Source organism: Pseudomonas sp. BRG-100 (genome assembly GCF_000737955.1).
GTDB classification, from domain to species: Bacteria; Pseudomonadota; Gammaproteobacteria; order Pseudomonadales; family Pseudomonadaceae; genus Aquipseudomonas; species Aquipseudomonas synxantha_A.
In genome coordinates this window covers 1,263,232-1,276,769 of record NZ_JPRX01000001.1, presented here as the reverse complement: position 1 = coordinate 1,276,769, position 13,538 = coordinate 1,263,232, and the positions used below count along the sequence as shown (strand labels likewise).

Annotated in this window: 10 protein-coding genes; all 10 read left to right on the top strand. The window is 58.5% G+C overall.

Annotated elements, in window-relative coordinates:
* The first annotated feature begins 253 nt into the window (after positions 1-253).
* The 10 genes from sdhC to brnQ all read left to right on the top strand — a co-directional run bounded on the left by sdhC (position 254) and on the right by brnQ (position 13,373).
* Positions 254-628: a succinate dehydrogenase, cytochrome b556 subunit gene (gene sdhC, locus JH25_RS21770; RefSeq protein WP_003190005.1), complete on the top strand. Its 375-nt coding sequence runs from the start codon at positions 254-256 to the stop codon at positions 626-628.
* Positions 622-990, top strand: coding sequence for a succinate dehydrogenase, hydrophobic membrane anchor protein (gene sdhD, locus JH25_RS21775; protein WP_003172805.1), 369 nt, complete (start codon positions 622-624; stop codon positions 988-990). Before sdhC ends, sdhD begins: the two co-directional genes overlap by 7 nt.
* A gap of 3 nt (positions 991-993) precedes the next feature.
* The gene (sdhA, locus tag JH25_RS21780; protein WP_005786572.1) at positions 994-2,766 is read left to right on the top strand and encodes a succinate dehydrogenase flavoprotein subunit; all 1,773 of its coding nucleotides are present in this window, start codon (positions 994-996) and stop codon (positions 2,764-2,766) included.
* Positions 2,767-2,777: 11 nt separating this feature from the next.
* Positions 2,778-3,482, top strand: a complete 705-nt coding sequence (locus JH25_RS21785; protein WP_005786573.1) for a succinate dehydrogenase iron-sulfur subunit — start codon at positions 2,778-2,780, stop codon at positions 3,480-3,482.
* Positions 3,483-3,743: 261 nt separating this feature from the next.
* The gene (locus JH25_RS21790; RefSeq protein WP_005786575.1) at positions 3,744-6,575 is read left to right on the top strand and encodes a 2-oxoglutarate dehydrogenase E1 component; all 2,832 of its coding nucleotides are present in this window, start codon (positions 3,744-3,746) and stop codon (positions 6,573-6,575) included.
* A gap of 44 nt (positions 6,576-6,619) precedes the next feature.
* Complete coding sequence (gene odhB, locus JH25_RS21795; RefSeq protein ID WP_032877091.1) at positions 6,620-7,849, top strand: 2-oxoglutarate dehydrogenase complex dihydrolipoyllysine-residue succinyltransferase; 1,230 nt, start codon at positions 6,620-6,622, stop codon at positions 7,847-7,849.
* A gap of 99 nt (positions 7,850-7,948) precedes the next feature.
* The gene (gene lpdA / locus JH25_RS21800) at positions 7,949-9,385 is read left to right on the top strand and encodes a dihydrolipoyl dehydrogenase (RefSeq protein ID WP_005786578.1); all 1,437 of its coding nucleotides are present in this window, start codon (positions 7,949-7,951) and stop codon (positions 9,383-9,385) included.
* Between the two features lie 204 nt (positions 9,386-9,589).
* Positions 9,590-10,756 (top strand): ADP-forming succinate--CoA ligase subunit beta, encoded by a 1,167-nt coding sequence (gene sucC / locus JH25_RS21805; protein WP_003190011.1) that lies wholly within the window; start codon positions 9,590-9,592, stop codon positions 10,754-10,756.
* The gene (gene sucD / locus JH25_RS21810; protein ID WP_003190013.1) at positions 10,756-11,637 is read left to right on the top strand and encodes a succinate--CoA ligase subunit alpha; all 882 of its coding nucleotides are present in this window, start codon (positions 10,756-10,758) and stop codon (positions 11,635-11,637) included. Before sucC ends, sucD begins: the two co-directional genes overlap by 1 nt.
* 422 nt (positions 11,638-12,059) lie before the next feature.
* The gene (brnQ, locus tag JH25_RS21815) at positions 12,060-13,373 is read left to right on the top strand and encodes a branched-chain amino acid transport system II carrier protein (RefSeq protein WP_005786584.1); all 1,314 of its coding nucleotides are present in this window, start codon (positions 12,060-12,062) and stop codon (positions 13,371-13,373) included.
* The last annotated feature ends 165 nt before the right edge of the window (positions 13,374-13,538 follow it).

Below are 13,538 nucleotides of genomic sequence, written 5' to 3'. Positions count from 1 at the left end.
CTTTAACCGTACTTTTTCGTCGAAATTGCCTGCCATTTACGCCTTTTATCCCGCCAGCGCAATCAGCTATTAGGGTGAGGTGTGCGCGTTGTCATTAGTAACCTAACTGTCTATACTCGGCCACCGACCGCCAAGGGCTTTTGGGCTTGCTTTCATTGGGGGTCGCACTCCCTGGGTGGTGCTTACCTGACCAGTCGCACTCCCCAACAACTTTGCCCTGATTGTTAGGGGCTCTTCAGTGTGAAAAAAAGCCGTGAATAGCCAACGACCTGTAAACCTAGACCTAAGGACCATCAAACTCCCCATCACCGGCGTTACGTCGTTCCTGCACCGTGTTTCCGGCATCATCCTGTTCCTGGGCTTGGGCATCATGCTTTATGCATTGAGCAAATCCCTGGGTTCCGAGGAAGGTTACGCCGAGGTGAAGGCATGCTTGACCAGCCCGCTGGCCAAGTTCGTAGCATGGGGCCTCCTGTCCTCTCTTCTGTATCACCTGGTAGCCGGTGTGCGCCACTTGATCATGGACATGGGCATCGGTGAGACGCTGGAAGGCGGCCGCCTGGGCTCGAAAATCATCATCGCCATTTCCGTGGTGCTGATCGTTCTGGCAGGAGTTTGGATATGGTAACCAGCGTAACGAATCTGTCGCGTTCGGGCCTCTATGACTGGATGGCACAGCGTGTGTCTGCGGTCGTTCTCGCGGCTTATTTCATTTTTCTGATCGGATACCTCGTCGCAAACCCGGGCATCGGCTATGAGCAGTGGCACGGCCTGTTTTCCCACAATGCGATGCGAATCTTCAGTCTGCTGGCCCTTGTAGCCCTGGGCGCACACGCCTGGGTTGGCATGTGGACCATCGCGACCGACTACCTGACGCCTATGGCGCTTGGCAAGTCCGCGACTGCAGTACGTTTCCTCTTCCAGGCAGTATGCGGCGTCGCGATGTTCGCTTACTTCGTCTGGGGTGTGCAGATTCTTTGGGGTATCTGATTCATGGCTAACATTCCAACTATTTCATTCGACGCCATCATTATTGGTGGCGGCGGTGCGGGCATGCGCGCTGCGCTGCAGCTGGCCCAGGGCGGTCACAAGACTGCCGTGATCACCAAGGTGTTCCCGACGCGCTCCCACACCGTATCGGCCCAGGGTGGCATCACCTGCGCCATCGCCTCCGCCGACCCGAACGATGACTGGCGCTGGCACATGTACGATACCGTCAAGGGTTCCGACTACATCGGTGACCAGGACGCTATCGAGTACATGTGTCAGGAAGGCCCGGCCGCAGTGTTCGAGCTGGACCACATGGGTCTGCCGTTCTCGCGTACCGAGCAAGGTCGTATCTACCAGCGTCCATTCGGCGGCCAGTCGAAGGATTACGGTAAAGGCGGGCAGGCTGCCCGTACTTGCGCTGCGTCCGACCGTACCGGTCACGCGCTGTTGCACACCCTTTATCAGGGCAACCTGAAAGCCGGTACCACGTTCCTGAACGAGTACTACGCTGTTGATCTGGTGAAGAACGGCAAGGGCGAGTTCGTCGGCGTGATCGCCATCTGCATCGAAACCGGTGAAACCACCTACATCCGCGCCAAGGCTACCGTGCTGGCGACTGGCGGTGCAGGCCGTATCTACGCCTCGACCACCAATGCCCTGATCAACACCGGTGACGGCGTCGGCATGGCACTGCGTGCTGGCGTACCGGTGCAAGACATCGAAATGTGGCAGTTCCACCCCACCGGCATCGCCGGCGCCGGTGTACTGGTAACCGAAGGTTGCCGTGGTGAAGGTGGTTACCTGATCAACAAGCACGGCGAGCGTTTCATGGAGCGTTATGCTCCGAACGCCAAAGACCTGGCTGGTCGTGACGTCGTGGCCCGTTCGATGGTTAAAGAGATCATCGCCGGTAACGGTTGTGGCCCGAATGGTGACCACGTACTGCTCAAACTCGATCACCTCGGTGAAGAAGTGCTGCACAGCCGCCTGCCAGGTATCTGCGAACTGTCCAAGACCTTTGCTCACGTTGATCCAGTGGTTGCTCCGGTTCCGGTTGTTCCGACCTGCCACTATATGATGGGCGGCGTACCGACCAACATTCACGGCCAGGCGATCACCCAGAATGCCGAAGGCGTGGACGAGATCATCCATGGTCTGTTCGCGGTAGGTGAAGTGGCTTGTGTATCGGTTCACGGTGCCAACCGCCTGGGCGGCAACTCGTTGCTCGACCTGGTAGTGTTCGGTCGCGCGGCCGGCCTGCATCTGGAAAAGGCGCTGACCGACGGCATCGAATACGATGACGCCACCGACGCCAACATCGAAGCGGCCCTGGCGCGCCTGAACGCTCTGAACGAGCGCACAGATGGCGAAGACGTGGCAACCCTGCGTCGCGAGCTGCAAAACTGCATGCAGAACTACTTCGGTGTGTTCCGTACCGGCGAATACATGCAGAAAGGTATCGCCCAGTTGGCTGACCTGCGCAAGCGTATCGCCAACGTCAAGATCAACGATAAGAGCCAGGCGTTCAACACCGCTCGTATCGAAGCCCTTGAGCTGCAAAACCTGCTGGAAGTGGCTGAAGCGACGGCGATCGCCGCCGAGGTTCGTAAAGAATCCCGTGGTGCTCACGCTCGTGAAGACTTTGAAGATCGCGATGACGAAAACTGGTTGTGCCACACCCTGTACTTCCCGGGTGACAAGCGCGTAACCAAGCGTGCCGTGAACTTCTCGCCGAAGACGGTGCCGACGTTTGAACCGAAGATTCGGACTTACTAAGGGTGGCTGCCATGTTGAAAGTCAGTGTTTATCGCTACAACCCTGATCAGGACGCTGCGCCGTTCATGCAGGAGTTCCAGGTCGATACCGGTGGTAAAGACCTGATGGTGCTGGATGTACTGGCACTGATCAAAGAGCAGGACGAAGGTTTCTCCTATCGTCGCTCTTGCCGTGAGGGTGTTTGCGGCTCCGACGGCATGAACATCAACGGCAAGAATGGCCTGGCGTGCATCACGCCGCTGTCTGCTGTTGTCAAAGGCAACAAGCTGATCGTTCGTCCTCTGCCAGGTTTGCCGGTTATCCGTGACCTGGTCGTCGATATGAGCATCTTCTACAAGCAATACGAGAAAGTTAAGCCGTTCTTGCAGAATGACACGCCGGCTCCGGCCATCGAGCGTCTGCAATCCCCGGAAGAGCGCGAGAAGCTCGACGGTCTGTACGAGTGCATCCTGTGTGCTTGCTGCTCGACGTCGTGCCCGTCTTTCTGGTGGAACCCGGACAAATTTCTGGGTCCAGCTGCACTGCTGCAAGCGTACCGCTTCCTGGCAGACAGCCGTGACACCAAGACGTCCGAGCGTCTGGCTTCGCTGGATGACCCGTTCAGCGTATTCCGCTGCCGCGGGATCATGAACTGCGTCAACGTATGCCCCAAAGGCCTGAACCCGACTAAGGCCATTGGTCACATCCGTAACATGCTGCTGCACAGCGGCGTGTAACTGACGTTGTAGTAAAGCAGGACCGTTGTGCCCGTAAATGCTGCGGCGCAGGCTTCAACCGGCGCCGTAGTTTTAACTTGAGCAGCGACTTACAAAGCCGCGGCTCTTATTTTGAAGAAATGAGACAAGCAGGGGCATTCGGGTTGGTACCCGAACTATCAGCGTGATCCTAAGTGGCTTGTTTTGGTCGCTGCACTTGGCCTTTTGCAAGCAAACTCGGTGTTTTCGCCGGTGGTGTCCCCAAATCGAGGGTGACCAAGCATGCAAGAAAGCGTGATGCAGCGCATGTGGAACAGCGGCTATCTTTCAGGTGGTAACGCTGCCTATGTGGAAGAGCTTTATGAGCTCTACCTGCACGACCCTAACGCTGTGCCAGAAGAATGGCGCACCAAATTTCAGACGTTGTCTTCAGACGGCAACGCTGCCACCGATGTATCGCACGCAACAATTCGCGATCAGTTCGTGCTGCTGGCAAAGAACCAGCGCCGCGCCCAACCGGTTTCCGCCGGCAGCGTGAGCAGTGAGCACGAGAAGAAGCAAGTTGAAGTACTGCGACTGATCCAGGCCTACCGTATGCGTGGCCACCAGGCAGCCCAGCTTGACCCGCTGGGGCTGTGGCAGCGTCCTGCACCTGCAGACCTGTCGATCAATCATTACGGCTTGACCAATGCCGATCTTGATACGACCTTCCGTGCCGGCGACCTGTTCATCGGCAAAGAGGAAGCGAGCCTACGCGAAATTCACGAAGCGTTGCAGCAGACATATTGCCGCACCATCGGCGCTGAATTCACGCACATCACCGATTCCGAGCAGCGCCAGTGGTTCCAGCACCGCCTGGAAGGCGTGCGTGGCCGTCCGGTCTTGTCCGCCGATGTCCGCAGCCACTTGCTGGAGCGCGTGACCGCGGCCGAGGGCCTCGAGAAATACCTGGGTACCAAATACCCGGGCACCAAGCGTTTCGGCCTGGAAGGCGGCGAAAGCCTGATTCCGATGCTCGACGAGCTGATCCAGCGTTCCGGTTCCTACGGCACCAAGGAAATCGTGATCGGCATGGCTCACCGTGGTCGCCTGAACGTGTTGGTCAACACCTTCGGCAAGAACCCGCGCGAGCTGTTCGACGAGTTCGAAGGCAAGAAGAAGGTCGAGCTGGGTTCCGGTGACGTTAAATACCACCAGGGCTTCTCGTCCAACGTGATGACCACCGGCGGTGAAGTTCACCTGGCCATGGCGTTCAACCCATCCCACCTGGAAATCGTTTCGCCAGTGGTCGAGGGTTCGGTACGTGCGCGCCAGGATCGTCGTAACGATGCCACCGGTGAGAAGGTTCTGCCGATTTCCATCCACGGTGACGCGGCATTCGCCGGTCAAGGCGTGGTCCTGGAAACGTTCCAGATGTCGCAGACTCGCGGCTTCAAGACCGGCGGTACCGTTCACATCGTCATCAACAACCAGGTCGGCTTCACCATCAGCAACCCGTTGGACGCGCGCTCCACCGAGTACGCCACCGATGTTGCCAAGATGATCCAGGCGCCGATCCTCCATGTGAATGGCGATGATCCGGAAGCCGTGCTGTTCGTGACCCAACTGGCAGTCGACTACCGCATGCAGTTCAAGCGTGACGTGGTGATCGACCTGGTTTGCTACCGCCGTCGCGGTCACAACGAAGCGGACGAGCCAAGCGGCACCCAGCCGTTGATGTACCAGCAGATCACCAAGCAGCGCACCACCCGTGAGCTGTACGCCGAAAGCCTGACCAAGGCCGGCGTGGTTGACGATGCGCGTGTTCAGGCGAAAGTCGATGAATACCGCAACGCGCTGGACAATGGCCTGCATGTAGTGAAAAGCCTGGTCAAGGAGCCGAACAAAGAGTTGTTCGTTGACTGGCGTCCGTACCTGGGCCACACCTGGACTGCACGTCACGATACATCCTTCGATTTGAAGACGTTGCAGGAACTGTCCGCCAAGCTGCTGGAAATTCCCGAAGGCTTCGTCGTACAGCGCCAGGTGGCGAAGATCTACGAAGATCGTCAGAAGATGCAAGCCGGCGGCCTGCCGATCAACTGGGGTTACGCCGAAACCATGGCGTACGCGACCCTGGCGTTCGAAGGTCACCCAATCCGCATGACCGGCCAGGACATCGGCCGCGGTACGTTCTCGCACCGTCATGCTGTATTGCACAACCAGAAAGACGCGGGCACCTACATCCCGTTGCAGAACCTGTACGAAGGCCAGCCACGTTTCGACCTGTACGATTCGTTCCTGTCCGAAGAAGCCGTACTGGCGTTCGAATACGGCTACTCCACCACCACGCCTAATGCGCTGGTGATCTGGGAAGCCCAGTTCGGCGACTTCGCCAACGGTGCCCAGGTGGTTATCGACCAGTTCATCACCAGCGGCGAGCACAAGTGGGGCCGCCTGTGCGGTCTGACCATGCTGCTGCCACACGGTTATGAAGGCCAGGGTCCGGAGCACTCTTCGGCCCGTCTGGAGCGTTACCTGCAATTGTGCGCCGAGCACAACATCCAGGTGTGCGTGCCGACCACCCCGGCGCAGATCTACCACTTGCTGCGTCGCCAGGTGATCCGCCCGCTGCGCAAGCCGCTGGTCGTGCTGACCCCGAAATCGCTGTTGCGTCACAAACTGGCCGTTTCGACCCTGGAAGATCTGGCCCAAGGTTCGTTCCAGACCGTGATTCCAGAGATCGATACACTGGACGCCGCCAAGGTCACTCGCCTGATCCTGTGCAGCGGCAAGGTCTACTACGATCTGTTGGAAAAACGCCGTGCCGAAGGCCGCGAAGACATCGCCATCGTGCGTATCGAGCAGCTTTACCCGTTCCCGGAAGATGACCTCATGGAGATCATCGCGCCTTACACCAACCTCACGAACGTGGTGTGGTGTCAGGAAGAACCGATGAACCAGGGCGCCTGGTACAGCAGCCAGCATCATCTGCGTCGCAGCATCGGCAACCACAACAAGGCCCTGGTCCTTGAGTACGCCGGTCGTGATGCTTCTGCTGCACCTGCGTGTGGCTATGCGTCGATGCACGCCGAGCAGCAGGAAAAACTGCTGCAAGATGCTTTCACTGTTTAACGCCTTCGCGCTGACTGAAACCGAATTTTAAGGACCTACAGATAATGGCTATCGAAATCAAAGCCCCGTCATTCCCGGAATCGGTTGCCGATGGCACCGTTGCCACCTGGCACAAGAAACCAGGCGAGGCCGTCAAGCGTGACGACCTGATCGTCGACATCGAGACTGACAAAGTCGTACTGGAAGTGTTGGCCGAAGCTGACGGCGTGCTGGGCGCGATCGTGGCTGAAGAGGGCGCTACCGTTCTGTCGAACCAGGTACTGGGTTCGATCGAAGAGGGCAGCGCTGCTGCAGCTCCTGCTCCTGCCGCCGCTGCTGCTGCACCGGCTGCTTCGGCGCCTGCCGCTGCACCGGCAGCCGGTGGCGAAGATCCAATCGCTGCACCAGCTGCGCGTCAACTGGCTGAAGAGAACGGCATCAACCTGGCTTCCATCAAGGGCACCGGCAAAGACGGCCGCGTGACCAAGGAAGACGTGGTTGCTGCGGTTGAAGCCAAGAAGAACGCTCCGGCTGCCGCGCCTGCCAAGGCTGCTGCTCCAGCGGCTGCTGCCCCGGTGTTCGCTGCCGGCGACCGTACCGAGAAGCGCGTACCGATGACTCGCGTGCGTGCCACCGTGGCCAAGCGCCTGGTTGAAGCGCAGTCGAACATGGCGATGCTGACCACGTTCAACGAAGTCGACATGACTGAAGTCATGGCCCTGCGCTCCAAGTACAAGGACCTGTTCGAGAAGTCCCACAACGGCGTGCGCCTGGGCTTCATGTCGTTCTTCGTGAAAGCGGCCACCGAAGCACTCAAGCGCTTCCCGGCAGTCAACGCTTCCATCGACGGCGGCGACATCGTTTACCACGGCTATGCAGATATCGGCGTTGCCGTGTCCAGCGACCGTGGCCTGGTGGTTCCAGTGCTGCGTAACGCCGAGCTGATGAGCCTGGCCGAAATCGAAGGCGGCATCGCCGGCTTCGGCAAGAAAGCCCGTGACGGCAAGCTGACCATCGACGAGATGACCGGCGGTACCTTCACCATCACTAACGGTGGTACCTTCGGTTCGATGATGTCGACGCCGATCGTCAACCCACCGCAAGCCGCGATCCTGGGCATGCACAACATCATCCAGCGTCCGATGGCCATCAACGGCCAGGTCGTGATCCGCCCAATGATGTACCTGGCATTGTCTTACGATCACCGCCTGATCGATGGTAAAGAAGCCGTGACGTTCCTGGTGACCATCAAGAACCTGCTGGAAGACCCGGCTCGCCTGCTCCTGGACATCTGATAGAAGCAGCTGCAAGTTGCGAGCTACAAGCTGTAGGAAAAAGCAGCTTGGCTTGCAGCTTGTGGCTAGAAGCTTGTCGCAAATAGAGGATCTATTTTCATGACACAGAAATTTGACGTTGTAGTGATTGGTGCAGGCCCTGGCGGCTATGTTGCCGCCATCAAGGCTGCGCAACTGGGCCTCTCGACTGCTTGCATCGAAAAGTACACCGACAAGGAAGGCAAACTGGCGCTGGGCGGTACCTGCCTGAACGTTGGTTGCATTCCTTCCAAGGCGCTGCTGGACAGCTCCTGGAAATTCCACGAAGCCCAAGACGGCTTCGCGATCCACGGCATCAACCATGCTGGCGTGACCATGGACGTGCCAGCAATGGTCGGCCGTAAAGCCAACATCGTCAAAGGCCTGACTTCCGGCGTTGCCACCTTGTTCAAGGCCAACGGTGTGACTTCCATTCAGGGTCACGGCAAGCTGCTGGCCGGCAAGAAAGTCGAAGTCACCAAGCCAGACGGTTCGGTTGAAGTCATCGAAGCCGAAAACGTGATCCTGGCTCCTGGCTCGCGTCCAATCGACATTCCGCCTGCTCCAGTTGACAACAACGTGATCGTTGATTCGACTGGCGCCCTGGAATTCCAGGCTGTGCCTAAGCGCCTGGGCGTGATCGGCGCTGGCGTAATCGGTCTGGAACTGGGTTCGGTATGGTCCCGTCTGGGCGCTGAAGTCACCGTGCTGGAAGCCCTGGACACGTTCCTGCTGGCGGCCGACACTGCAGTCTCCAAAGAGGCGCTGAAAACCCTGACCAAACAAGGTCTGGACATCAAGCTCGGCGCCCGTGTCACCGGCTCCAAGGTCAACGGCGAAGAAGTCGTGGTGACCTACACCGATAAAGACGGCGAGCAGACCATCACCTTCGACAAGCTGATCGTTGCCGTTGGTCGCCGTCCAGTGACCAACGACCTGCTGGCTTCCGACAGCGGCGTGAACATCGACGAGCGTGGCTTCATCCACGTTGATGATCACTGCGCAACCACCGTACCGGGCGTATATGCGATCGGCGACGTGGTTCGTGGCATGATGCTGGCCCACAAGGCTTCCGAGGAAGGCATCATGGTCGTCGAGCGCATCAAGGGTCACAAGACCCAGATGAACTACGACCTGATCCCGTCGGTTATCTACACCCACCCGGAAATCGCATGGGTCGGCAAGAACGAACAGCAGTTGAAAGCTGAAGGCGTTGAAGTTAACGTCGGCACCTTCCCGTTCGCCGCTTCCGGCCGTGCCATGGCAGCCAACGACACCGGTGGTTTTGTCAAAGTCATCGCTGATGCCAAGACTGACCGCGTATTGGGCGTCCACGTGATTGGCCCAAGCGCTGCAGAACTGGTTCAGCAAGGCGCGATCGGTATGGAATTCGGCACCAGTGCCGAGGACCTGGGTATGATGGTCTTCTCCCATCCGACCCTGTCCGAAGCGTTGCACGAAGCAGCGTTGGCAGTGAATGGCGGTGCCATCCACATCGCCAACAAGAAGAAGCGCTAAGCGAGATAATAAGAAACCACGGCGGAGTTGCCCGTCGTGAGCCTTGCGCGCAAGACTCACCGCGGAATATCCGCTGGACGCAGCCTTGCGCAGCTTTACGGGCCATAAGCCCCGCAAGTTGCGCAAGCAGCAGTCACAGGTGGTGCGGCACTCATAATGAGCGCAGCGCCGAATGCGCAGTACCTAACGAAGACGGTAAAAAGCATGAATCTTCACGAGTATCAGGGTAAGCAGCTGTTCGCTGAATACGGCCTGCCAGTTTCCAAGGGCTACGCAGTAGACACCCCGGAAGCAGCAGCAGAAGCTTGCGACAAAATCGGTGGCAGCGAGTGGGTTGTCAAAGCCCAGGTCCACGCCGGTGGTCGCGGTAAAGCGGGCGGCGTTAAGCTGGTTCGCAGCAAAGAAGACGCCAAGGCCTTCGCACAGCAGTGGCTGGGCAAGCGTCTGGTGACTTACCAGACTGATGCCAATGGCCAGCCAGTCACCAAGATCCTGGTTGAATCGTGCACTGATATCGCTAAAGAGCTGTACCTGGGCGCTGTCGTTGACCGTTCGAGCCGTCGCATCGTGTTCATGGCTTCCACCGAAGGTGGCGTGGACATCGAGAAAATCGCTCACGAAACCCCAGAAAAAATTCTGAAGGCCACTATCGATCCACTGGTTGGCGCACAGCCGTTCCAGGGTCGTGAACTGGCGTTCCAGCTGGGTCTGGAAGGCAAGCAAGTTGCCCAGTTCGCCAAGATCTTCGTAGGTCTGGCCAAACTGTTCCAGGATCACGATCTGGCCCTGCTGGAAGTGAACCCGCTGGTGATCAAGGCTGACGGCGACCTGCATTGCCTTGATGCCAAGATCAACATCGACGCCAACGCCATGTACCGTCAGCCCAAGCTGAAGACTTTCCACGATCCGTCGCAAGACGATCCGCGCGAAGCGCACGCTGCCAAGTTCGAACTGAACTACGTGGCCCTGGAAGGCAACATCGGCTGCATGGTCAACGGTGCCGGCCTGGCCATGGGTACCATGGACATCGTCAACCTGCATGGCGGCAAGCCAGCCAACTTCCTCGACGTAGGTGGTGGCGCTACCAAGGAACGCGTTACCGAAGCGTTCAAGATCATCCTGTCCGACTCCAACGTCGCAGCAGTACTGGTCAACATCTTCGGCGGCATCGTTCGTTGCGACATGATTGCCGAAGGCATCATCGGTGCAGTGAAAGAAGTCGGCGTTAAAATCCCGGTTGTTGTTCGCCTTGAAGGTAACAACGCTGAACTGGGCGCTAAAGTACTGGCAGAAAGCGGTTTGAACATCATCGCGGCTACCAGCCTGACCGACGCTGCTCAACAAGTTGTCAAAGCTGCGGAGGGCAAGTAATGAGCGTCCTGATCAATAAAGACACCAAAGTTATCTGCCAGGGTATTACCGGTTCGCAAGGTAGTTTCCACACCCAGCAAGCCATTGAATACGGCACCCAGATGGTTGGTGGCGTAACTCCGGGCAAAGGCGGCACCGAGCACCTGGGCCTGCCAGTGTTCAACACCGTGAAAGAAGCGGTAGAAGCCACTGGCGCCACTGCCAGCGTGATCTACGTTCCAGCTCCTTTCTGCAAGGACTCGATCCTGGAAGCGGCATTCGGCGGCATCAAGCTGATCGTGTGCATCACCGAAGGCATTCCTACCCTGGACATGCTGGACGCTAAAGTTAAGTGCGACGAACTGGGTGTAGTCCTGATCGGCCCTAACTGCCCAGGCGTGATCACTCCAGGCGAATGCAAGATCGGCATCATGCCAGGTCACATTCACTTGCCAGGCAAGGTCGGTATCGTTTCCCGTTCCGGCACCCTGACCTACGAAGCTGTGAAGCAGACCACTGACGCCGGTTTCGGTCAGTCGACTTGCGTCGGCATCGGCGGTGACCCGATCCCAGGCTCCAACTTCATCGACATCCTGAAGCTGTTCCAGGAAGACCCGAAGACCGAAGCGATCGTGATGATCGGTGAGATCGGCGGTTCGGCTGAAGAAGAAGCGGCTGCCTACATCAAGGCACACGTGACCAAGCCGGTTGTTTCCTACATCGCTGGTGTGACTGCCCCTGCGGGCAAGCGCATGGGCCATGCTGGCGCAATCATCTCTGGCGGCAAAGGCACTGCAGACGAGAAGTTCGCTGCACTGCAAGACGCAGGTGTGAAAACCGTGCGTTCGCTGGCAGACATCGGCAAGGCCCTGGCCGAGCTGACCGGTTGGGCTGTCAAGTAAGCCTCGCGCTTAGCTGACGCTTCACCACACAAAGGCCACCTTCGGGTGGCCTTTGTGCATTCTGAAATAGAGTGAGGATGTACTTGGTCCCGTGTGGGAGCTGGCTTGCCTGCGATGCAGGCACCTCGGTGCATCAGACACATCGAGTCGATGCCATCGCAGGCAAGCCAGCTCCCACAGGGGCCAGCATTGCCCAATTAAGTATGAAAACGCGACATTCAAATGTCGCTTATCGGACAGTTCGCCCCGCAACAGTGCGTTTGTCAGCCTGATTCTGTACTCTAGCCGCCTCTTTATGCGTCCGCATCCCAAAAGGAAGCTGCGCGCTAGACCGGTCGGTCCCCATAAGGGCCGGCAGCATTTCCCTCATCCATAGGGAAGCCCTCTCTAAATTCCGATTCAGTAGTGTGGTATTTCCTCAAATGAAAGTGTTGAAAAGCCAGGATATCCTGGCGCTGGGCTTTATGACCTTTGCCCTGTTCGTGGGCGCTGGCAACATCATCTTCCCGCCTATCGTGGGTTTGCAGTCCGGGCCCCATGTCTGGATGGCGGCGCTTGGCTTTTTGATCACCGCGGTCGGTTTGCCGGTGGTCACCGTGATTGCCCTGGCCAAGGTCGGTGGTGGCATGGATGCGCTGAGCAGCCCGATCGGCAAGATCGCCGGTGGCCTGCTGGCGGCGGCGGCGTACCTGGCGGTGGGGCCGCTGTTCGCTACCCCGCGTACTGCGACCGTGTCATTCGAAGTGGGCCTGGCGCCACTGACCGGTGAAAGCCCGTTGGCGCTGTTCCTCTACAGCTCGGTGTATTTCCTGGTGGTGTTCTTTGTGTCCCTGTACCCAGGTCGACTGCTGGACACCGTGGGCCGCTTCCTCGCGCCGCTGAAGATCATCGCCCTGGCCATCCTCGGCATTGCCGCGTTTGCGTTGCCGGCCGGTGAAGTGGGCGTCGCTACGCCGGAATACGTGGCCGCACCGTTCTCCCAGGGCTTTATCAATGGTTACCTGACCATGGATACGCTGGGTGCGCTGGTGTTCGGCATCGTGATCGTCAACGCGATCCGTTCACGGGGTGTCGAGTCGCCCCAATTGATCACCCGTTACGCCATTATCGCCGGCCTGATTGCCGGCGTGGGCCTGGCGCTGGTGTACATCAGCCTGTTCCGCCTGGGTTCGGGCAGCCATGCCGTGGCTGCCGGTGCCAGCAACGGCGCAGCCGTACTGCACGCTTATGTGCAACACACCTTCGGCTCCCTGGGCAGCGGCTTCCTCGCCGTGCTGATCTCCCTGGCGTGCCTGGTCACTGCCGTCGGCCTGACCTGCGCCTGCGCCGAGTACTTCAGCAAAATCCTGCCGCTGTCCTACAAGACACTGGTGGTGATTCTGGCGTTGTTCTCGCTGTTCGTGTCCAACCTGGGCCTGACCAAACTGATCGCGTTCTCGATTCCGGTGCTTACAGCGATCTACCCGCCGTGCATCGTGCTGGTAGCCCTGAGTTTCTGCAAAGGCTTCTGGCAGGAACAGGGCCGTATCGTCGGCCCGGTGATGTTGGTGTCATTCATCTTTGGTTGTATCGACGCACTCAAGGGCGCGGGCCTGGCGGGTTGGATGCCTACACAATTGGCAAACTTGCCGCTGAGCGAGCAAGGCTTGGCGTGGTTGGTGCCATCAGTGATGACGCTGGTGGTGGCCGTGGTGATCGACCGTATGCTGGGCAAGCGTAGCGAAGCCGTCGCATAACCCGCGGTTTGTGCTGCACTGAAATGCCCCGTATCAAACGATACGGGGCATTTTTTTGAGTCGATGGCAGTGTCTTTTTTTTGGGGAAGGCGTCAAAAATCTCAAGTTGAAAACACCGGTCGGTGTGGAAGCTGGCTTGCCTGCGATGGCGGTACATCGGTTGGC

Bases quoted from the DNA above. Each gene is read 5' to 3' on its own strand.
- sdhD (WP_003172805.1), top strand. From the start codon at position 622: ATGGTAACCAGCGTAACGAATCTGTCGCGTTCGGGCCTCTATGACTGG.
- sdhA (WP_005786572.1), top strand. From the start codon at position 994: ATGGCTAACATTCCAACTATTTCATTCGACGCCATCATTATTGGTGGC.
- JH25_RS21785 (WP_005786573.1), top strand. From the start codon at position 2,778: ATGTTGAAAGTCAGTGTTTATCGCTACAACCCTGATCAGGACGCTGCG.
- JH25_RS21790 (WP_005786575.1), top strand. From the start codon at position 3,744: ATGCAAGAAAGCGTGATGCAGCGCATGTGGAACAGCGGCTATCTTTCA.
- odhB (WP_032877091.1), top strand. From the start codon at position 6,620: ATGGCTATCGAAATCAAAGCCCCGTCATTCCCGGAATCGGTTGCCGAT.
- lpdA (WP_005786578.1), top strand. From the start codon at position 7,949: ATGACACAGAAATTTGACGTTGTAGTGATTGGTGCAGGCCCTGGCGGC.
- sucC (WP_003190011.1), top strand. From the start codon at position 9,590: ATGAATCTTCACGAGTATCAGGGTAAGCAGCTGTTCGCTGAATACGGC.
- sucD (WP_003190013.1), top strand. From the start codon at position 10,756: ATGAGCGTCCTGATCAATAAAGACACCAAAGTTATCTGCCAGGGTATT.
- brnQ (WP_005786584.1), top strand. From the start codon at position 12,060: ATGAAAGTGTTGAAAAGCCAGGATATCCTGGCGCTGGGCTTTATGACC.